This window comes from Bacillus sp. RAR_M1_44 (assembly GCF_020165935.1).
Taxonomy (GTDB): domain Bacteria; phylum Bacillota; class Bacilli; order Bacillales; family Bacillaceae; genus Bacillus; species Bacillus altitudinis.
Genome location: NZ_JAIUKX010000001.1, coordinates 1,331,540 through 1,353,145 on the forward strand (window position 1 = coordinate 1,331,540; position 21,606 = coordinate 1,353,145).

19 protein-coding genes, 1 tRNA gene and 1 pseudogene are annotated in these 21,606 nt (G+C 41.6%); 5 read left to right on the forward strand and 16 right to left on the reverse strand.

Going from position 1 to position 21,606, the window contains the following annotated elements:
• The first annotated feature begins 13 nt into the window (after positions 1–13).
• On the forward strand, positions 14–1,423 hold the full coding sequence (locus LCD34_RS07265; protein WP_041091297.1) for a polysaccharide deacetylase family protein: 1,410 nt from the start codon (positions 14–16) through the stop codon (positions 1,421–1,423).
• A 16-nt stretch (positions 1,424–1,439) separates the two neighbouring features.
• Here the strand turns inward: LCD34_RS07265 and abc-f are convergent, their stop codons facing one another.
• The 4 genes from abc-f to LCD34_RS07285 form a co-directional block, all read right to left on the reverse strand.
• Positions 1,440–2,999 carry a ribosomal protection-like ABC-F family protein gene (gene abc-f / locus LCD34_RS07270; RefSeq protein ID WP_224559416.1) on the reverse strand — a complete coding sequence of 520 codons (1,560 nt, stop codon included), beginning with the start codon at positions 2,997–2,999 and terminating at the stop codon, positions 1,440–1,442.
• 396 nt (positions 3,000–3,395) lie between these two features.
• Complete coding sequence (locus tag LCD34_RS07275) at positions 3,396–4,562, reverse strand: macrolide family glycosyltransferase (protein ID WP_224558728.1); 1,167 nt, start codon at positions 4,560–4,562, stop codon at positions 3,396–3,398.
• A 363-nt stretch (positions 4,563–4,925) separates the two neighbouring features.
• Positions 4,926–5,390, reverse strand: a complete 465-nt coding sequence (locus LCD34_RS07280; protein ID WP_058336952.1) for a DinB family protein — start codon at positions 5,388–5,390, stop codon at positions 4,926–4,928.
• 303 nt (positions 5,391–5,693) lie between these two features.
• Positions 5,694–5,769: transfer RNA gene (locus LCD34_RS07285), tRNA-Arg, on the reverse strand.
• A gap of 253 nt (positions 5,770–6,022) precedes the next feature.
• On the opposite strand from LCD34_RS07285, the gene clpP reads away from it, so the two are divergent.
• Entirely contained in the window at positions 6,023–6,619 is a 597-nt protein-coding gene (gene clpP / locus LCD34_RS07290) for an ATP-dependent Clp endopeptidase proteolytic subunit ClpP (protein ID WP_007500118.1), read from the forward strand.
• Positions 6,620–6,674: 55 nt separating this feature from the next.
• Here clpP and LCD34_RS07295 read toward each other — a convergent pair whose 3' ends face one another.
• Complete coding sequence (locus tag LCD34_RS07295) at positions 6,675–7,253, reverse strand: TIGR00730 family Rossman fold protein (protein WP_048001956.1); 579 nt, start codon at positions 7,251–7,253, stop codon at positions 6,675–6,677.
• Positions 7,254–7,389: 136 nt separating this feature from the next.
• Between LCD34_RS07295 and LCD34_RS07300 the strand changes: the two genes are divergently transcribed.
• Positions 7,390–7,731 (forward strand): MazG nucleotide pyrophosphohydrolase domain-containing protein, encoded by a 342-nt coding sequence (locus LCD34_RS07300; RefSeq protein ID WP_017368102.1) that lies wholly within the window; start codon positions 7,390–7,392, stop codon positions 7,729–7,731.
• A gap of 224 nt (positions 7,732–7,955) precedes the next feature.
• On the opposite strand, the gene LCD34_RS07305 is transcribed toward LCD34_RS07300, so the two are convergent.
• Together LCD34_RS07305 and LCD34_RS07310 are read right to left on the reverse strand one after the other, a co-directional pair.
• On the reverse strand, positions 7,956–9,578 hold the full coding sequence (locus LCD34_RS07305) for a SulP family inorganic anion transporter (protein WP_224558729.1): 1,623 nt from the start codon (positions 9,576–9,578) through the stop codon (positions 7,956–7,958).
• Between the two features lie 37 nt (positions 9,579–9,615).
• Positions 9,616–10,197: a beta-class carbonic anhydrase gene (locus LCD34_RS07310; protein ID WP_017357909.1), complete on the reverse strand. Its 582-nt coding sequence runs from the start codon at positions 10,195–10,197 to the stop codon at positions 9,616–9,618.
• 563 nt (positions 10,198–10,760) lie between these two features.
• Here LCD34_RS07310 and LCD34_RS07315 point away from each other — a divergent pair.
• Together LCD34_RS07315 and LCD34_RS07320 are read left to right on the forward strand one after the other, a co-directional pair.
• Positions 10,761–11,738 (forward strand): 2-hydroxyacid dehydrogenase, encoded by a 978-nt coding sequence (locus LCD34_RS07315; RefSeq protein ID WP_224559418.1) that lies wholly within the window; start codon positions 10,761–10,763, stop codon positions 11,736–11,738.
• A 342-nt stretch (positions 11,739–12,080) separates the two neighbouring features.
• Positions 12,081–12,407: pseudogene (locus LCD34_RS07320) on the forward strand (ribonuclease); the annotation flags it as partial.
• A gap of 52 nt (positions 12,408–12,459) precedes the next feature.
• Here the strand turns inward: LCD34_RS07320 and LCD34_RS07325 are convergent.
• The 9 genes from LCD34_RS07325 to LCD34_RS07365 form a co-directional block, all read right to left on the reverse strand.
• Positions 12,460–13,203 carry an arylamine N-acetyltransferase family protein gene (locus LCD34_RS07325; RefSeq protein WP_224558730.1) on the reverse strand — a complete coding sequence of 248 codons (744 nt, stop codon included), beginning with the start codon at positions 13,201–13,203 and terminating at the stop codon, positions 12,460–12,462.
• A gap of 38 nt (positions 13,204–13,241) precedes the next feature.
• On the reverse strand, positions 13,242–13,499 hold the full coding sequence (locus tag LCD34_RS07330) for an HPr family phosphocarrier protein (RefSeq protein WP_224558731.1): 258 nt from the start codon (positions 13,497–13,499) through the stop codon (positions 13,242–13,244).
• Positions 13,500–13,525: 26 nt separating this feature from the next.
• Positions 13,526–14,476, reverse strand: coding sequence for a DNA-binding protein WhiA (gene whiA / locus LCD34_RS07335; protein ID WP_008348125.1), 951 nt, complete (start codon positions 14,474–14,476; stop codon positions 13,526–13,528).
• Positions 14,477–14,493: 17 nt separating this feature from the next.
• The gene (locus tag LCD34_RS07340) at positions 14,494–15,453 is read right to left on the reverse strand and encodes a uridine diphosphate-N-acetylglucosamine-binding protein YvcK (RefSeq protein ID WP_008348128.1); all 960 of its coding nucleotides are present in this window, start codon (positions 15,451–15,453) and stop codon (positions 14,494–14,496) included.
• Positions 15,454–16,341, reverse strand: a complete 888-nt coding sequence (rapZ, locus tag LCD34_RS07345; RefSeq protein ID WP_048003041.1) for an RNase adapter RapZ — start codon at positions 16,339–16,341, stop codon at positions 15,454–15,456.
• A 39-nt stretch (positions 16,342–16,380) separates the two neighbouring features.
• The gene (locus LCD34_RS07350; protein ID WP_008348133.1) at positions 16,381–16,845 is read right to left on the reverse strand and encodes an 8-oxo-dGTP diphosphatase; all 465 of its coding nucleotides are present in this window, start codon (positions 16,843–16,845) and stop codon (positions 16,381–16,383) included.
• A 357-nt stretch (positions 16,846–17,202) separates the two neighbouring features.
• Complete coding sequence (gene trxB, locus LCD34_RS07355) at positions 17,203–18,153, reverse strand: thioredoxin-disulfide reductase (protein ID WP_024719880.1); 951 nt, start codon at positions 18,151–18,153, stop codon at positions 17,203–17,205.
• A 234-nt stretch (positions 18,154–18,387) separates the two neighbouring features.
• Complete coding sequence (locus LCD34_RS07360; protein ID WP_041091649.1) at positions 18,388–19,761, reverse strand: NlpC/P60 family protein; 1,374 nt, start codon at positions 19,759–19,761, stop codon at positions 18,388–18,390.
• Positions 19,762–20,125: 364 nt separating this feature from the next.
• Positions 20,126–21,586 (reverse strand): tetratricopeptide repeat protein, encoded by a 1,461-nt coding sequence (locus LCD34_RS07365; protein WP_224558732.1) that lies wholly within the window; start codon positions 21,584–21,586, stop codon positions 20,126–20,128.
• Positions 21,587–21,606: the final 20 nt, after the last annotated feature.

A 21,606-nucleotide genomic window follows, 5' to 3' on the forward strand; every position in this document is an offset into this window, starting at 1 on the left:
AGAATTGAAAGTTGTGTCAGTAAAGGGAAAATGGAGTATCATCCTATTTGCGCTTGCCATCGTCATTGGAGCAGTTGCATTCTTTCAAAATCAGCAAGCAAGCGGTACAGAGAAGAAAAATGTGAAGCAGGATACGAATTATAAAAATGTTGAAATTGTCACTCTTGTAAATGACGGGAAGTTTATGAGATATGCGGTGAACTATCCACTTTTTCATCAAAAAAAGCTAGATGACAAGATTCAAAGCTATGCGAATTCAGCATTAGAGCATTTCAAAAAGACATTTAGTGAAGCAAAGGACATTGATGAAAACAAACGGTTTGAACTGAATATTGACTATGACATGGTGCACTATGCAAAACAATCTGCGGCCATTTATTTTACGACCTACACGTATACAGGTCAGCAAAATGGGACCACTCATCACGTCACAATCAATTTCGATTTTCAGAAAAAAGACTTTCTTGACACAAAAGATTTATTTCAACCAAAAAAGGACTATTTGAAAAAATTATCCTATATTACATACACGGAGCTTAAAAAAGATAAAACCTTGTCTAAGGATCTATCACTCCTTCAAAAAGGAACAGCCCCTACTGATCAAAACTTCAGTCAATTCGCCTTAAAAGAGAAATATATAGAGTTCTATTTCCCAGCTTCTCAAGTAGCCGCAAAGGACTTAGGTCCGCAAACGCTAGCGATCAAAAAGACGTTGCTAAAAGATATCTTGAAGCCTGAATATATGAACAAGACCAAAAATCAGAATGAAATCAAAGAACCGAATCCAAAAAGAAAAGCCGTCAAGCTGCCGCAAAAGCCAAAGCTTGATCCGAATAAAAAAGCCATCGCACTCACATTTGATGATGGTCCAAACCCAGCCACAACTTCAACCATTTTAGCAGCGCTGAAAGAAAATAAAGGACACGCCACCTTTTTCGTATTAGGAAGCAGGGTTCAGTATTATCCTGGAATGCTTGCCGACATTTTAAAGAGCGGAAATGAGATCGGAAACCATTCATATAACCATCCTTTATTAACGAGACTCCCTCTAAAAGAAGCGGTCAAACAAGTAAAAGACACACAGAAGCTGATTGAAAAGGCCAGCGGTTATACTCCTACGCACTTTAGACCGCCATATGGAGGAACAAATCCCGACATCAATCAAGCGGTGGGCATGAACGTTTCATTGTGGGATGTCGATCCTGAAGACTGGAAAATTCGCAACAGCCAGCAGATCACAAACCATGTTCTCTCACATGCAGCAGATGGCAAAACCGTACTCATGCACGATATTTATGACAGCTCTGCTCGAGCAGCAGTGAAGATCATACATGAACTCACCAAACAAGGCTACCAGCTTGTCACAGTCAGCGAACTTGAACAATTGAAAAAAGAACGAAACGAACAGACCCCTGTGCAGTAAACACAGGGGCTTTTTTTTATGACTCTAACAACTTCTTTCTTTTTAACAATGCTTGAAACGTCTCTTCAAGCTCACGAGAAGGCTCGATGCTTAAACGACTGAGCACTTCAGACAGCTGCATATCAATCAGCAAGAGCTCTTCTTCTTTCTTTGTAGCAGCTGGCTTTTCTTCCTTTTGTTTATATTCTTCATAGGTGCCATCAAAGCGTTCAATGGTACCCTCGTGCACATGAAGAATACGAGTAGCCACCTGCTCAATGAGCCTCCTGTCGTGGGAGACAAACACAACTGTGCCCGGGTAATCTTTTAAAAGTCCTTCAAGCGCTTCTACTGCCGCAAGGTCTAAAAAGTTCGTCGGTTCATCAAGCATCAGAACATTGGCATCACTGACGAGCAACTTTGCAAGCATCGTCTTCACCCGTTCCCCGCCGCTTAAAACGTTCGTCAGCTTATACACATCGTCTCCCCGAAACCCAAGTCTCGCTAAAACGGTGCGAACGATCGTCTCATCTTGAATCGCCTGTTCCAGTGCATTTTGTAAGACCGATTCATCTAGATTCAGTCCTGAAAGATCTTGGCTGAAATAACCAATCTTCACGGCTTCTGAACGAAAAACCCCGGGATGACCGTTTACAAGCATTCGGAGAAATGTCGTTTTACCGCTCCCATTCTTCCCAATGATCGCGACTTTGTCTCCGCCTCTTACTTCTACATTCGCCTTTTTCCAAAGGACTTTATCTCCTGCCTTGCCATCTACATGTTCGACACGAAAAATGGTGCGGCTTGCCACTTCCTTCATGGTGTGCTGCGTCATTTGAAGAGGCTGGACTTCCTTTACCTTCTCCACCTTTTCTAATTTCTCCATTCTTGTTTCAATAGATTTGGCTGTTTTTTGAAGCTTTTTTTGCTTGTTTGCATAATAAGGCTTTGCAATTTTAGGCCCCGAGGATTTCAGCTTTGGAGATGGCTTTGTCGCTTTGTCGGCTTTTTTCATTTTCTTTTGCAGTGCATGTTCTAACTGTTTTTTCTTTTGGGTATACACCTCGTACGCCTCCACGTGCTGGCGATGTTCGAGTTCTTTTTGCCGGGCAAAATCGCTGTAGTTGCCTTTGTATAGTTTGAGCTTCCCATCTTCCAATTCCCAAATGTCTGTACATAACGCATCTAAAAAAGCACGGTCATGCGAGACGACAATCAGAGCACCTTGATGATAACGAAGCTTTTCTTCTAGCCACTCAATATGCTCCGTATCTAAGTGAGTCGTGGGTTCATCGGCTAATAAAAGGGCAGAAGGCCGGCTTAAAGCTCTCTCAATATAAGCTTGAGTCATCTCCCCGCCACTTTGTCTGCCATCTCCTGTCTTTAGTTGAGGAAGCAGCGTACAAGTTGTAGTGTGTGCAAATGTGCCGCTGTCTGGTTTTTCCCTCCCCGCCAGTACATGGAGCAATGTCGTTTTCCCACTGCCATTTGTCCCTACAAGACCGATTCGGTCCCCTTGATGAATGGCCAGCTCCTCTATATCAAATAACAAGCGATCCTTTCGAAATACTTTTAATTGGTGGGCTCTCAGTAACATCCAACCCTCTCCTTTCGTATCAGGAGACATGAAAAAGCCTCCCATTCTCAGAATAGGAGGCAAAATGGTGTACAAAAATAAGCGTATCGATACAGAATGACATGCGGTTCATCAAATGAGCACACATCTCCCCCGTATCCATCACTTCAATCTTTGATTCCCAAGCTGTACCATCCTATTCCGAAGCTAAAAAATGAAAACGCAGCAAACATAGCAACACATATCGTTTGCTCACTGCCTTCGTTCTTTCATTTTGCTTACAGGTCATAGGATTAGTACTTCATTGCATTGGGTCACCCTTCCGTCGTTTGTTACGTATACGATAAAAGATTGGTTATTTTTTGTCAAGTAGGTTTCCTATTGAGACAGGCTGGCCAACTTGGGTAAACACCTTACCTATTGCATCTGTTTCGCTTGCATAAACTGATCAATGACACGTAATGCTTTTTCTGTTCCTCCTGCTGTTTGGAAACTTTCTTCAATCTTTTCAATCCCAGCACGATATGTGTCACTTCCGAGTACACTCTCTACAGTATCTCTCAACTGCTTTGCTGTCAGCTGGTCTTTATCGAGTGCACGAGCAGCAGAGAGATCCGTCAGTCTTTTTGCCACCATCGGCTGATCTTTGTCAACCGGGATGACAACCATTGGAACATGATAATGAATACCTTCATTGACACTGTTCATCCCGCCGTGGGTCACAAACACATCTGTCAGTTCAAGGACTTCAAGCTGCGGCACATAAGGCTCGATAAGAAAATGAGATGGCGCTTCTTTTAGGAGAGACATGTCGATTTTTTCACCAGTTGCGAGAATCACTTTTCCATCAAAGTCGGCAAAGGCATCAATACACATATTAAAGAATGCTTCAGTATCTCCAAGAACCGTTCCCATTGAAATAAAGACGACCTTCTCTCGCTCAAGCGCTTCTAACGGGAAATCATGCTGGTCAGCACGTTTTAGAAAGCTCGGTCCAATGAAAACAAACGAATCATCCAATGCATCAACAGACGGCTGAAAATATTCACTTGTATACACCATATTCAGTTCGCCGCGGTTTTTCATGAATTGCATCAAATGTGTTGGCTGAACGCCAAAACGTTCATGTATTTCTTCTAACAGATGAGCCGCCTTCTCATCTTTTCTGTATAAAGGTGTATCAAAATGCGCCTCCTGCAGCACAAAAGAAGGATTCGAACCAATGCCTGGAATTTGTAAGTAATCCCGCACAAGCTCACCTGCTCCAAACATATCAAAATAGACCAAATCAAATGAATGCTGTTGAGAAAGAGTTTCCACCACTTCTAAAATGTCTAATGACGTTTGCAGCATGGCATGGAAAAATGGCTGCATGGACTCTAAATCGCTTTCTTCGACACTTAATGTGCGAATATAATCTGGATGTATATGTACGTGAGCGCCTAAGCGTTTGATCCGCTTTTGATAATGTTCAGTTGTGACCACATGCACTTCATCACCTCGATCAACAAATGCTCTTATCATTCCTAACATTGGGTTCACATGTCCTTCAGCTGGGAACGTAATCATTAAAACCTTCGCCACAAGAATCCTCTCCTTATTGTCAATTCCCTTCCATGTTAATCTTATACAGTGATCAGGCTCAACAAATACGCCTGAAAAGGGGATAAATGAGTCTTAGGGCTAGTATTTTTAAGAGGATAGCAGAAAAAAAGACAAAGCCTCCTTTTTAAGTGCTTTGTCTTTTTTCTATTAATTTTTGAGCAGCATTTGTTTAAACGCAGCAGACTGTTTTTCAATTGAGATTGGATCAGCATAGATAAATTCTTTGATTGAATAGGTTAGAACATGTCCTTGTTTTACTGCTTTATTTTTCTTCCATACACCACTGCCTGTGATATCAGGATTCGGTGCTTCTTACAAAAAACACCCTTTAGTCGAAAAACATCATTCAAACATTAAAATTTTGGGGTCTTGATTGTAACAGTGAACAAGCATAGCATGTAATTGTCCCCTATGATGATAAACATGTGCTAATATCTCTAACAACCATTCATACCTTGTATATGTCACACCCCAATAGGAAGTGGTACGAGACAGTAATTCTGTGTCCGATAATTTCATATAATTATTTTTTAATGAATGAAAATTAGTCATTAAGCCTTTTTCTATCGACTTTACAGTTTTATATGATACATTAGCATAAAATGTTTCCATCTCTTCTTGGGTCGCCTCATTTGCAATACGCCAGTCAGCTTCACAAATGATCGCAATGTGTTCCAGCAACTCTCCGATAGACTGCTTATGAGGTGTTGGTCTTTTTTGTAAATCAGCTTCTTCTAATTGACTTACTATTTTTATTAATGTTTTAACAGCTACTTCAATTTGGTGTAAAACACTTTCACAATTCATTAGTGCCTCCTTATGAATGAATTTTGCCCTTTTCGTTGAACAAGCTTTTAGAATATTGATGAACTGACTTTATACTCCAATAATAGATTAAGTTTACTTGATTGCCTATCATCAAGAAAATTTGTCTTTTTAACAATATTAATCTGTGTTTTTCGATACAAAATGAACTCTCTAATAAATAGTGAAGTTCCTCTCAATTTACTCACACAATACCACTCATAAAAAAACAAAAAAACCCTTTATTTTAAAGGGTTTTCAGCTTCTTTCATAAATGATCAATCGAATCCTATCGGATACTATAGACGCGCTCGGAGGGATTCGAACCCCCGGCAGACGTGGTACCGGAAACCACCGCTCTATCCAACTGAGCTACGAGCGCACGATTTGTTTTTTGAACGTCAGCATATCAAATTATAAGGGAAATGCTGCAAGAAAGCAATGATTAATCACTATCCCTGTCCATGCATTTTCTTCATTCCCATACATATACTCATATGATGGTTTGAAGTGGAAGAGTTTTGGGGAAAATGGATAGGGGTATTTGATTTTAGGTCAGCATTTTGTTTGACCTTTATTGACCAAAAATGTATCATTGAATTACATACTTACCTAAAAGGTGAAGGAGGAACATTATGAATTTAATACCTACAGTCATTGAGCAAACAAATCGTGGGGAAAGAGCTTACGACATTTATTCTCGTCTTTTAAAAGACCGTATTATCATGCTTGGTTCTGCGATCGATGACAATGTTGCCAACTCCATCGTATCACAGCTTCTCTTCTTAGAAGCCGAGGATCCAGAAAAAGATATCTCTATCTACATTAACAGCCCTGGCGGTTCGATCACAGCTGGTATGGCCATTTACGATACGATGCAATTTATTAAACCAAAGGTATCAACTATTTGTATTGGTATGGCTGCATCTATGGGTGCGTTCCTGCTTGCTGCTGGTGAAAAAGGTAAGCGTTATGCCCTTCCAAATAGTGAAGTGATGATTCACCAACCACTAGGTGGTGCGCAAGGTCAAGCAACAGAAATTGAAATTGCGGCAAAACGAATCCTTTCTTTACGCGATAAACTGAACCAAGTACTTGCTGAACGTACTGGTCAGCCAATTGAAGTCATTGAGCGCGATACAGATCGTGACAACTTTAAAACAGCGGAAGAAGCACTTCAATACGGACTCATTGACAAAGTCTTGACCCGTAATACAGAAGAACAAAAATAATCACAAAACAAACCGTCTGCTCTTTGAACAGACGGTTTTTTGTTATGCATCTATTTTAAGACAGCTCCGTCCATTTCTGTTGAAGAGTTGGTGTTTGATAGGAAGCCATCTGTGAAATCAATTCTTCCGGTTCTCCAGAGGCATGTAGCAATTGAAGGTGTGATTCATTCGAAAAACCTTCCTGTATACTAAACTTCACCATGTCTATGAGCGGATTGAAATAGTCATTCACTTGATACAATCCGATTGGCTTTTGATGGATGCCAATTTGCGCCCAACATAGCACCTCAAATAATTCTTCATATGTACCAAAACCACCTGGCATGGCAATAAACCCATCGGCCAGCTCGCTCATTTTCGCTTTTCGTTCATGCATCCCTTTGACTTCAATCAATTCGGTTAGCTCTTGATGCACAACCTCTCCTCTAAAAAGCCCTTTTGGCATGACTCCGATCACTTGCCCGCCGTTTTTCAATACCTCATCCGCTATAGCTCCCATTAAGCCAATTCGTGAGCCACCGTATACAAGGCGGATTCCTTGCTCTGCCATATAAGCCCCTAGCTCGACAGCTTTTTGTTTGTAGATGTCATTCACACCTGGATTCGAACCAGCAAACACACAAATCGTTTTCATCAAAACAGCTCCATCTCTCTCTATGATTTCTTCACCCACTCATTCTACTATAATTCATTGTAAAGAAACAGCCGCTCTATCTATATATAGTGTAAAATCAGAAGGTGAACACCATATAAGGAGCTGTATAAAGAGAATGCAAACAACTGAAATGGAAAAATGGATCAAAGATTTCTACAAAATGAGAAATTGGACAGAATACGGGCCGTTTATCAGGTTAGGTTTCCTGATGGAAGAAACAGGTGAACTCGCTCGCGCAGTCAGGGCGGTCGAAATTGGACGCGATCGACCTGATGAGAAAACACAGGAGGACGCTGCGTTAAGAAAGGACCTTATTGAAGAAATGGGAGATGTCTTAGGAAATCTACTTGTTCTAGCTGATCTCTATGATGTAACAGTAGAAGAGGTCTTCTCTTCCCATCAACAGAAACTCACACAACGGTTTTCTAGTGAAAAAGAGCAGGTAAAAAGCACGTGACCGACATGTCACGGGATTTGACAAAGGGCTAAAATGAACTTGATTTTAGCCCTTTGTCTTCTTTTCAGCGTGATAGAAAACCTTTGCAGTCTAGGAAGGACGAGTACCGGCGCGGAGCGAATTTGACATTCGTGAGCACCGGCACGCAGAACTGACAAAGAATGCGAGGGTTTGTCTATACGCTGAAGCACGTGACCGACATGTCACGTGCTTTTTTTAGCCTTCTATAGCTGCTGTGGTGTAATATCATCCGTTCGTTCAAAGAAATGCTGTTTTCCAATGTGATGGAAAAGACCGGTACGATGCAAAAGCTCTTTTGGCTGTGATTGAAGCCCTACAATCATCAATTTTCCATTGTGATGCTTTAAACGATTAGAAATGTTCATCAGAACCGCTTCTGCTGAGGTGTCCATATAATTCACTTTGTTCATAAGCAAAATGAGTGTTTTCGGCTTTGTCTGAACATGATCCAAAATCGAATTTTCCAATGAATCGGTTGTACCGAAAAAGAGTGGCCCTTCAATCGAATACATACTAATCCCTTTCTGATCGGTCTCCCTTTCTAAGGCAGCTGCGGTTTCGATTTGAGGAACAGCAACATTTGAGGAAATATTCGTTGTCTGGCTCATTTTTTTGATAAAGGCGATAAACGCTAAAATGAGACCTGCAGTCACCCCTATAATCAAATCACCGATGACCGTTAGCAGGAAGGTCACGACAAGCACAAGGGAATCCGCATTTTTGACTTTGACAATATTGATAAACTCCTTTTTCTCACTCATATTCCACGCCACAAACATCAAAATCGGTGCCATGGCAGCAAGTGGAATCATCGATGCATATGGTGCAAATAACATTAAGATGAGCAAGACAACGACACCATGCACGACTCCTGAAATGGGGCTTGCTCCACCATTTTTAATGTTTGTTGCCGTACGAGCAATCGCTCCAGTCGCTGGGATCCCTCCAAAAAGCGGTGCCGCCATATTGGCAATTCCTTGTCCGACGAGTTCTTTATTGCTGTCATGTTTAGAACCTTTCATATTATCAGCTACCATCGCGGACAAGATCGACTCCACGCCGCCCAAAAGCGCAATGACAATAGCCGGCGGCAGCAAATAAATCATTTTTTCAATCGTCAATTCAGGAAAAGCGAAAGTTGGCAGCTGACGAGGGATTTCGCCATATGCAGAGCCGATGGTTTCAACTTGTCCTTGAAAAAAGAGAACAGCTATAAATGTTGAAACGAGTAGACCTAATAGAGCACCAGGTATTTTGGGAATGTATTTTTGTGCCGCCAAAATCACGATGAGCCCAACAATCGCTGTGAGAATGGCGAGACTGTTTGCGGTACCGAGATGGACCACGATTTCTCTCATATTGAGGAAAAAGCTTTCATGTTTTTCAACACCCTTTAATCCGAGGAAGTTGGCAATCTGTCCTGAAAAAATAATGACAGCAATGCCGGCAGTAAAGCCGATGATAACCGGACGAGGAATAAATTTCATGAGCTTTCCTAGTTTGAATATTCCGAATAAGACAAGCATACAGCCTGCCATAAAACCAGCAATGAGTAAGTTTTCAATACCGTACTGGCTGACGATCCCGAATAAAATTGGAACAAATGCCCCGGTCGGTCCGCCAATCTGATACTTTGAACCACCAAACAATGAAATCAAAATGCCGGCAACGATGACTGTGTATAGTCCGTATTCTGGTCCGACACCAGATGCAATGGCAAAAGCCATGCCTAAAGGAATTGCCACAACGCCCACGACAAGCCCAGCGATTAAATCGCGTCTAAACTTTGATGAATCATAACCTTCAAATCTTCCATAAAAACGCATGGTATGTGTTGGCCTCCTTCAAGTATGTGTAGATGATTTAGGTATATTGCGGGTCGATCTGTTTATCTTTTATAACGACATCCAGCTTTCCTGTTGCCGGATGAATCACTAGTCCATGAACAGCTACATCACTTGGCATGAGCGGGTGCTCTTTGACTAATTTCACACTTTGGGATACGCTCTCTTCCACTGAATCAAAGCCTGTCAGCCAGCCCTTTAAATCAACACCTGCGCTTTTCACAATGCTCAAACACTTTTCCTCAATTCCCCGTGCTTTTGCCTTTTCAAGTAAAGGGTCTGCCGCAAGGCCTGCCATTCCGCATTCATGGTGTCCGACAATGCATACTTCCTCTGCTTTCAGCTCATAAATGGCTAGTAAAATACTCCGCATGACACTGCCAAATGGATGTGTGACGATGGCTCCTGCATTTTTAATGATCTTCGCATCACCATTACGAAGCCCCATGGATTGCGGTAATAATTCCAACAGGCGTGTATCCATACAAGTTAATATAACCAATTTCTTCTCAGGAAATTTTCCCGCCTTGAAAGGCTCATACTGTCTCTCTTTCACAAAATCTGCATTGTGCTGAAGAATCTGTTCTAATGTTGATTCCATCCTGTCATCTCCTATCTTTTTCAAGTGATTGTAACGCCTTACCTGGCCTCCTTTTCCCTTGTGTGTTCTCAAGCATAGAGAAGAAAAATGATAGAAAAAAAAGAAAAAAATGAGAAAACGATGAGAGAATATGTAAACATTTTCTCTATTTTGCTCTTTGTTCCGCTTCAGCACAGGGGATATGCGGCTTTTGCTTACAAACGATGGCTCTCATTTCACCAAAAGACGATGAAATGGTTTAGTAGAAAATGACCATCCCGTTTAATACACTGCAAATATAATAAATTTTCTACCAAAAAGTCTCGATCTATTTTCCAGTTTGTCAGATTATCTACCGAAACATCTAGCATTTTTCTATGACTCATCTACTAATCACTCGTTTTTCTACATCATAAAAAGACATCAGATGGCCATGTCATTTACTCTTTCACTATAAAAATCTCTCCTTTTCAGTTATTTCAGTATATTAAATATTGAGCAGCTCATATTCAAACGTGTACTGCCAAAATGGTTGCTTTATAATAAAAAGAGAAAGATGACCATGTGAAAGGAGCGAGTTGATGATGAAACCATATATTTTTGTCGCCAAACCCTTACCTGCCTCTTTTGAAGACATGTTAAAAGAACATTGTACATATGAGGTATGGCAGTCAAAGGATCCGATCCCAAGAGATCTATTATTTGAGAAGCTGCAGAAGGCTGATGGCCTTTTAACATCTGGTACGAAAATTGATCAAGATTTATTAGATCATGCACCCCAACTCAAGGTGGTGAGCAATAATTCAGTCGGCTATGACAATTTTGATCTAGAAGCCATGAGACAAAGAGGCGTGATTGGTACGCACACGCCTTATACACTCGATCATACCGTTGCTGATCTTGCCTTTTCGCTCATTCTCTCTTCTGCGAGGAGAATTGCCGAGCTTGATCGTTTTATCCGCAAGGGAAAATGGACAAAATTTGTTCAAGAAGAAGATATATTCGGCATTGACGTCCATCATCAAACGCTTGGGATCATTGGGATGGGACGAATCGGTGAGCAAGTAGCCAAACGAGCCGCTCATGGTTTTGATATGAACGTCCTCTATCACAACCGGAGCCGGAACGAGAAAGCCGAATCGGCATATGGCGCTGTATATTGTGCACTGGATGACTTGCTGAAGCAAGCTGATATCATTGTGTTAATCACACCACTGACGGATGAGACATACCATATGATAGGAGAACGGGAATTGAAATTAATGAAGCCGACAGCTTTATTCGTGAACATCTCCCGCGGAAAAACCGTCGATGAGAAAAGCCTCATTCAAGCACTGCAGGAAGGGTGGATTAAAGGAGCTGGTCTGGATGTGTATGAGCAAGAACCGCTTCAGGAAGATCATCCTTTCAAAGAGATGGACAATGTCACACTTGCCCCGCATATCGGTTCCGCTACTGAAACGACAAGAGATCTTATGCTGAAACGAGCCATTCATAATGTGATTCATGGAATTGACGGCAAAGCCCCTATTGATATTGTGAAGGAGCTTGCCTCATCTTAATTGAAAAAAGGCGCAGGGAACTGCGTCTTTTTGTTTACGTCATCTAGAGACAGTAGGTCAAAAAGCCTCATTTTTTCCAATCTCCTGATTCTTTACATTCTCTTCATATGCCGGTGCTATAATATGAGGTAGACAAGCATCAAGAGGACGGCATCCCATTTCCTTTTGAGGAGGATCAAGATGAAAAAAATAAGTTCGATTTTTACTCTGTTCGCTCTAATTGCTGCCATTCTGTTTTCTGGATTTATCCCGCAGCAAGTCCATGCAGAAACACCACTTACTCCAACAGCCACAAATGAAACTGCTTCCGTACAGCTTGCACCAGACCTTCGTACCCTTGCCGTCATTAATACCTTTGATGGTGTAGCAGATTACTTAATCCGCTATAAACGACTACCTGATAATTACATCACCAAATCACAAGCGAGCGCCCTCGGATGGGTGGCATCAAAAGGAAATTTAGCTGAAGTCGCGCCGGGCAAAAGCATCGGTGGAGACGTATTCTCTAATCGGGAGGGACGCCTTCCATCCGCTAGTGGCCGTACATGGCGTGAAGCCGACATCAACTACGTATCCGGTTTCCGTAATGCTGACCGCCTTGTGTATTCAAGTGACTGGCTCATTTATAAAACAACCGATCACTATGCGACATTTACGAGGATTCGTTAATCATTATAAAAAGACAGCCCTAAGTCAATAGGGCTGTCTTTTTTCATATTGTTTACGGAAGCAGTTTTTGTACGTACTCCTCAAACGGTTGTGAGAGTGGTTTCTTCGATACTTCTTCCTGTTCATGTATCGTGACATGATCCTCTGTCACGATCACACGACCTGTTGGTGTCAGTTTGGATGCAAGCGGTCTTTTGTTAAAAGGAGAGGCTTCATTTTCATAAATCTCATGCCGCAATTGCACAAGTGTATCTTCACCGATTTCTTTCAATGTAAAAGCATAACCTGTTTCAGCACCCGCTCCCCTATCCAATTGGAGTAGATGGGTTCCTTTTTCTGTTTCCTCTGCGTTCACGCGAAAACGAAGGGACGGTGCTTCCACCCATTCACCTGTAAAAGGGACGGGCTGAAGGGGTAAATTCACACCAAATCCTGCATCAATGAGGTAGCGCTCATGGTGATGTTGAAGGACGATGGCTACATGCGTCCCATCCAGTGCCCACTTCTCTGCTTCTTTGTTATATACGGTCCCTTGAACGAGCTGTACAGCGAGACCTGCCTCTTTTAAGACATAATATAAGAGCGGATTGAGGTCATAGCAAAGCCCACCTCTGCTGCCTTCCAGAAGATGATGCTTCAAACCTTCTGGATCCAAAGCATAGGCGTGTTTACCCACCACAGATCTATTTTCAAAAGGAAAGGTATAAGCCATCTTCCTTAGTAAATCAGGCAATTGATCAAAGGTAATGGACGCGGCTTCGTATCCAATTTTCTGTAAAAAGGCTGATTGAATCACAACTTTCCCTCCTAAAAAAACTGAGCCCTTGAAGAGACTCAGTTTTCTTGATTGATAAAATCCGTTAACGCATCGATGGCTTCTTGTTCATCTGCTCCATCAGCTATTAGTTTGATGGTGACCCCAGAGCTGATCGCAAGACTCATCAGTCCCATAATACTCTTCGCATTGACCTTTTTCCCATCTTTCTCTAGAAAAATATCAGCACCAAAACGATTGGCTTCTTGAACGAACAAAGCAGCCGGACGTGCCTGCAAACCCGTTTTCAGCTGAATTGTGACCGTTTTTTCCACCATATGATCTGCCTCCCTTTTTTATTTCCCTATTTGAGTGTAACAGCTTGTCCGTTTCTTAATTGTTCTGCAATTTGATCTAGCTTTCTTAAACGGTGATTAATGCCTGATTTGCTGATCTTGCCGCTTTCCACCATTTCGCCAAGTTCCTTTAGTGTGACTTCTTGGTAGTCAATACGCAGTTGCGCAATTTCACGCAGCTTATCTGGCAGGGCGTCTAGTCCAATCTTTTCGTCAATGAATTGAATATTTTCAACCTGGCGCAGTGAGGCACCGATCGTTTTATTCAAGTTTGCTGTTTCACAATTGACGAGCCGGTTCACAGAATTCCTCATATCTCGGACGATGCGCACGTCTTCAAAACGAAGCAATGAGTTATGAGCACCCACAACACTTAAGAATTCCGTAATTTTCTCCGCTTCCTTCATGTATGTGATAAAGCCTTTTTTGCGTTCAAGTGTTTTACTATTAAGATGGAATTGATTCATGAGCTCACAAAGGGCATCATTATGTTCTTTGTATAGTGAAAAAATCTCAAGGTGATACGAAGAGGTTTCTGGATTATTCACAGAACCTCCTGCTAAAAAAGCACCTCTCATATAGGAACGCTTGCAGCATCTTTTCTTCACAAGTTCTTCTGAAATGTTGCGTTCAAATACAAATTGTTCACCTAATATCTTTAGGTCCTCTAAAATGGTTTTCGCTCGTTCTACCAGTCTGACAATATACACATTATTCTTTTTTAATCTCATTTTTTTACGAACGAGCAGCTCGACAGTCACATCGTATTTCTTTTTCAAAAGGGTATAAATACGTCTTGCAATGGCTGCGTTCTCTGTCTGTATATCTAAAATCAATTTTCGATTAGAAAAAGATAATGAACCGTTCATACGGATGAGGGCAGAAAGCTCTGCTTTTGTGCAGCAGTCCTTCACTTCCAGATTAGTCAGCTCTTTTTTTGTTTCGGATGCAAATGACATCCTTGCCACCCCCATTCCTATTTTTTCTGATGCAGCAAATCGACAAGCAGCGCAGCTACTTTCAGCGTATCATGACGAATCACATGTTGGTCATATGTAATGATTTCCCCAGGGATGACTTCTAGTCCCATGGCTTTGAGTACATCTGTGTCGAATTGTACAGGCTGCGCCTGTTCTTCTGCATATTTTGCTTTGATTTCTTCTGGAATTTCTTTATTGTTCACAAATATCGTATCGATAAATGGTCGGTCCATATGATCGTTTAGTGCCTGCACATGATCAGCTGCACTGTAGGAAAGCGTTTCCCCCGGCTGTGTCATGACATTGCAAATATAAACTTTTTTCGCCTTAGAACGAATCACTTCTTCGCCAATATGCGGTACAAGCAAGTTTGGCAAGATACTTGTATACAAGCTGCCAGGTCCAAGGACGATCAAGTCGGCTTCACGAATGACTTGAATGGATTCTGGGAGCGGCTCTATCGTATCGGGTGTGAGAAACACTCGTTTAATTCGCTCACCATAGGTTGGGATTTTTGATTCTCCTGTTACCACTTGCCCATTTTCTAATTCAGCATGAAGAACAACACTTGAATTCGCTGCTGGCAATACTTTTCCTCTCACATTTAAGACCTTGCTCATTTCTGTGACGGCATGAAAAAAATCACCGGTTATATTCGTCATAGCCGCAAGAATGAGATTGCCGAGAGAGTGGCCTGTTAAGTCATTCCCTTTATTAAAACGGTGCTGAAATAAATCTTCTACAAGCGGTTCGACATCAGAGAGTGCCGCAAGTACATTTCGAATATCGCCTGGAGGCGGAATATTCAAATCATGTCGCAGTCTGCCTGAGCTGCCTCCATCATCAGCTACCGTCACAATGGCGGTAATGTCCACTGGCTTTGTCTTTAATCCTCTAAGTAAAACAGATAAGCCAGTGCCCCCGCCAAGAATGACCACCTTTGGAAGTGTCGTCATCTATTTTCTGCTTCTCTTTTCAATGTCCCGGTGAGTGACATGAGTATAGTAGTCATTTTTAAAATACTCCGATAAGTAGTTCGCTAGCGTCACTGATCGGTGCTGTCCGCCTGTACAGCCAATAGCGATCACCAGCTGACTTTTCCCTTCTCGTTTATAGGACGGAAGCATAAAGCTGAGAAGGTCAATTAGTTTCTCTGTGAATTTTTGTGTCTCGCTCCATTTCATGACATAGGAGCGTACTTCTTCATCATTTCCGGTCTGTGGACGCATACTCTCAATATAGTAAGGATTCGGCAGGAATCTCACATCAAATACAAGATCAGCATCAATTGGCAGACCGTATTTAAAACCGAAGGACATCACATTCACTGTAAACACCTGCCCTTGGCTCGTGGCAAAGTGTGCGACAATTTTTTCTCGAAGCTGTTTCGGTTTTAAATCCGATGTATCAAAAATCATTTGAGCCCGGCCTTTTAACTCCTCTAACAGCTCACGCTCCATTGCAATCCCTTCAAGCGGCAAACCTGTTGTCGCAAGGGGATGAGAACGTCTCGTTTCTTTATATCTTGAGACAAGCACCTTATCGTTTGCATCTAAAAATAGAATCCTTGGTGTGATCCAGCCGATATCACTCATCTCATCTAAGGCAGCAATTAAGCTATCAAAGAATTCGCGTCCGCGCAAATCCATCACAAGGGCCACCTTGCTCATCTTTGAATTGGATTCCTTCATGAGTTCTAGAAACTTCGGTAAAAGTGATGGCGGTAAGTTATCCACACAAAAGTAACCTAAGTCTTCAAAGCTTTGGATGGCAACGGTTTTCCCCGCACCTGACATCCCTGTAATAATCACAAGCTGAATATCATCTTGTTTGTGCGTATTCATGCCTGCTCCCTCTCCTTCTTTATGAAAACGGTTCATTTATTAGTCTCCTTGAGGATCTAATCGATAAGCAATCAGCTCAAAATCTGGTGTATACGTAAAAGTGCCGTGGAGAAGTCCTTTCCCTTTCAACATGAAGTCAAGAATATGGGAATCTCCTGGAGCCATCGGCAAGCTAGGCACATCTTTTACATCATGCCATTTTAAAATGCCTTCCTCCGACTCTGATACGTTTTTTCCTGTAAAGGAATCTGCCATAAAGGTGAACATCATCCACTCTTGAACGATTTGATCGCCTTCTTTTATGATAAAGGTAAACACGCCTTTTAGCTGCGGATTTAAAATATAAATGCCTGTTTCTTCTCTAAATTCTCGAACGACTGAATCCTTGACCGATTCTCCGCTCTCCATTTTGCCGCCAGGTGCTACCCACCAGCCTCGTCTTGGCTTTTGCAGCAAGAGAACTTGATCTTCGTGATGCAGCACACAATTGGTTACTCGTTGCATCAGCTGTCACCTACTCTTTTATGTCTTTTTCTTATTATACAGGTTCATCATGACTCCCACAATGAACATGCCCGTTCTTCACTGAAAACAGACAGGTTTTCGTATGAATATGGTGACGGGCACTTTCTCTATTCTTTATTTTACAACATGTAACGGTTCTCCATGCGTCATTTGTGAACATCTCGTGAATTTCTGATTTTAAGCAAAAAAAAGGACACGGATTCACATCCGTGCCAAACATGTATTCCTTATAAAAGGGGGTCAATTACTAGTTTGATCATAACGGATAATTGTTTCACCCGTGTTACATTCCAGTTAAAAGCCCGTGACGCAATATTAAGGATTTACGACAGCTGTTTATTTCATTGCTTTTAGCTTTTCAGCAAGCTCTTCTACATAATGCTGTGCACTCTGTGCTGCAATACTTCCATCACCTGTTGCTGTGACGATTTGACGAAGTGTTTTCTCGCGAATGTCTCCAGCTGCGAAGATTCCTTCAACTTTTGTTTCCATTCTTTCGTTCGTCTCAATGTAGCCCTCTGCATTTGTAATCCCTAGATTTTCAAATGGTTTAGACAGCGGCAGCATACCGATGTAGATAAAGACGCCATCTGTTTTGAAGTCTTCTTCCTCACCTGTCACGGTATCAATTAATGTCACACTGCCGACTTTCCCGTTTTCTTCATTGATTTCTTTAACGGTTTTGTTCCACATAAAGTCGATTTTTTCATTATCAAATGCACGTGCTTGTAAGATGCTTTGGGCACGTAGTTTGTCGCGTCTATGGACAATAGTGACTTTAGACGCAAAGCGAGTGAGGTAAACACCCTCTTCTACTGCTGAGTCTCCTCCGCCAATCACGACAAGCTCTTTGTTTTTAAAGAAGGCTCCATCACATACCGCGCAGTATGATACGCCGCGGCCGCCAAGTTCTTTTTCGCCTGGTGCACCGATTTTTTTGTATTCAGCACCTGCCGCAATAATGACAGAGCGTCCTTTGTATTCTTTGGAACCAGCTTTGACGATTTTGTACTCTTCACCATCTACAATTTCTTTAATATCGCCATACGCATACTCGGCACCGAATTTCTTTGCATGCTCAAACATTTTATTTGAAAGTTCCGGCCCTAAGATGCTTTCAAAGCCCGGATAGTTCTCGACATCTTCCGTATTCGCCATTTGGCCGCCTGGAATTCCTCTTTCAATCATCAGTGTTGAAAGATTTCCCCGTGATGTATAAACAGCGGCTGTCATTCCGGCAGGACCCGCTCCAATGATGATCGTATCGTAGATTTTTTCTTCTGACACAACTGTCACTCCCTCTTCAATTGCTGCTAGCATTTCTTATTAGAATGCCCTTGGGTGATGCTTCCATTCATGACAGAGAGCATCATTTCCACTCTTAGCTTTTATTCCTTACCCATATCCTATTAAATCTGCGGGTAATAAGCGAATCATTTGCTCATATCTTCAAAAAAAGAAAAAGCTTCCTTAAACTGCTGTTTAAGGAAGCCTGTTTACGGTTATATAGTAAGTAATGATTTATTCAACGACTCTTCTTACAACGCCATTGAATGCTTTTTTCCAGTAAACGTTGCTCATAGAGTCAACTGAAACACCGCGAGAGCTATTATCGTTCAAGAATGTACCGTTTCCTAAGTAAATACCAACGTGTCCATTTACTTTATACGTATCAAAGAACACAAGGTCTCCACGTTTCATGTCAGATGCACTTACAGCTCTTCCTTTACCTACAAGCGTATCTGTTGTTGTACCGCCAACTGGTCCAAGGTTGATGCCTGCTGATGCAAATGCCCAGCGAACGAATGAAGAACAGTCAAAACGACGTGCGTCAATATCGGCTTGTGATCTGCCGCCGCCCCATTTATATGGAGATTGTCCTACAATCGTAGAACCTGTGCTGATTGCACCTTCGATACCGCCTACGTTATTGCTGACAGGTGATCCACCGCCAGAAGATGGCTTTTTGCTTGGTGAACTGCTGCTATTGTTATTTGAAGATCCACTGTTATTTGAAGAAGAACCGCTGTCGTTATTAGAGCTGTTGTCTTCTGCTTGAACACTAGCTTGACGCTGCTGTTGTTTTTGTGCTTTTTCTTCTTTTGCTTTTTGAGCAGCTTCTCTTGCTTCTTTTTCAGCTTGTTTTTGAGCAGCGATTGTTGCGTCTTTTTCAGATGCAATGCTGTTTGCCTCAGTGTTTAACTCGCTGATTTGAGAAGAGGCACTTCCTTTTTGCTTTTTCACTTGCTTGAATAGCTTGTCTTTCTCATCCAGCTGTTTATTTAAGTCTGTTTGAAGTGTTTCAAGCTTTGCAAGCGTCTTTTGAACATCTTCAAGCTTTGTATTTAATTCGTTTTCAGACTTTTGTAATTCTGCTTTGTCTCTTTCTTGTTCTTTAATGATTTCGCTGTCTGCGTTGATTAATGTAGATACAGCACCTGCACGGCTGATGAAATCGCTAAAGCTTTTTGCTCCTAGTAATACATCTATGTATTTCGTAGAACCACCGCTTTCTTGAAGCGCACGTACACGCTTTTTCAAGAATTCGTTTCTTTCTTCGATACGTTTTTCTGTATCAGCAATTTCTTTTTTCAGTGCTTTGATTTCTTTTTTTGTTTTTTCGTTTTCTTTTTGTTTTTCTTCGATTTGGTCACTTGTTTTTAAAGCTTTTTCGTCAATTTCTTTTAGCTTTAGCGCAAGTGCCTCTTGTTTTGCCTCAAGCTTTGAAAGCTCTTCTTTTTTCTTTTGAAGATTCTTGTTTACCTCTGACTGCTTGCTGTCTAGTTCTTGTTTCTTTTGTTCAAAGTTCTGTGCATTTGCTTCATGAGTAAATGGAATAAATAAACCGCTCGCTCCAATCACCGAAGCTAAACCGAAAGTAATAAACTTTTTCACGTATAGTTCCTCCTTTGACAATTTCCCAAGCGACATGAGAAAGCAGCAAATTCTCTGCGACCAATCTGTGCTTCCTGTGTCTTTCTTCCTGATGATTCAGTCAGATGTTGACCAGATTGTTTCTATCACTAGGTGTTGCATTATGTATAGTAAAATATTTAAATATATATCTTTGTTTTAATCCACGATTTTCATTATACATGACACATCGACAAAATGAGCTAATATTTTTATTACATTTATGTTTCAAATAGATGTCGAGATTGTCATACTTCGCCAAATCCTAGCAAATCCCACCTTTTTATCCAAGAAAAAAGCATGACCTTTTCGGCCATGCTGCTGTTATCTGAATCTATTTACCTATTCAAACCATGAACGCACAAATAACATTCTCATATTTTGACAGCGTTTGAACGCTGATCTGAAAAGAAGCTGCGATCTCTTTTTTGCTGACAGCTGATTCTTCTTGTTCATTCATCCATAGATAATAAGAAGCTGCTGCCCATGCAATGGCATTTTTCTTCTCTACGCCTGAAGCACGTGCTTGCTGAATAATATGGAATAACCAAAAATATGGCATGTGGCTATCAGGATTCACCGCTTCTTCCAAAGCAGATGCCGCCTGTTTTGCGAAGACCGCATCTTCTGAAAACGATCGTTCTTCCATTTGATCTTCATATAAAAGTAACTCAATAAACTGCTGTTCAAAGGCCGTTTTCGCAGCGCGGGAATCAAGAACAGATTGCAAGACGTCACGTTCACCTTTTTGTTTGCTGACATAGTAGGCAGTGAGTCGTTCCTCAATTGAAACCATTGGCTCAGACTCCTCTGGTTTGTCTTGCCACGGCTTGATTTCATCTGCATCAATATCTTCTTCCACCATCTTATCCCAGACGGTTTGCGCCAGCGTTTTGTGGCCCGTATAATAGGCTGCACTTGCCAGCCAGTATAAAAACGTACTATCACCTTGGAAACCTGTTTTATACAAAGAATAAAGCCATTTAAATGCCCATTCAAATTCTCCAACAAGGGCAAATGTCGCGCCAAGCTTATAACGCTGTTCACTTAATATTGGATACACGTGCGTTAATTGCTTCGCTAACAGATTGACCTTTTCTTCTTCTTTTTCATAATGATAGAAAACAAGCTGATTACAAAGGGCATGCAGATTACCGGGATTTTCATGAAGGACCCGGTTCAACATTTCTTTTGCCTGATCGATTTGGCCAGAATAAAAATAGGCCAAAGCGAGATTATTATACGCTGACCAAAACTCTGGATACTCAACAATCATCTGTTCCAGCATCTCGATTGCTTCATCCAGCCTGCCACTTTCTAGCAAATGGTTGGCTTGATCCTGCTTTACAATCAGATCATCCTGATCATAAGGAAAATCTTCATCAACATCGTCACTCATATCAAGCAGATCGAGGAGATCGTCATTTTCATCTGCAAATTCCCCGTCTTCTTCCAGCGCAGCATAAGCAGTGGCGCATCTATATGCCTCTTGAAACAAACCGAGATTCGCATAATTATTGGCTTTAAAGTAGTGACACTCTGACATATTCTCATCCAAGTGTTCAAGGATAAAATCAAGCAGTTCATTTGATTGTTGGTAATGACCCATTTCAGTATAAATAATGGCAAGCTGCGACAGCATTTCTACATTTTCAGGCTCAAGTACGATGGCCCGCTGTATCAGCTTACTTGCCCTAGACAGATTTCTTTCTCTATATGCTTTTAGACCTTTATGAAAAAAGTAATGCCCATCTTGGAATAGCTGGACGACTTGTGTGTGATTATTTTGAGAAGTGTATTTACTCACCGATACCCTCCATTTCGAAC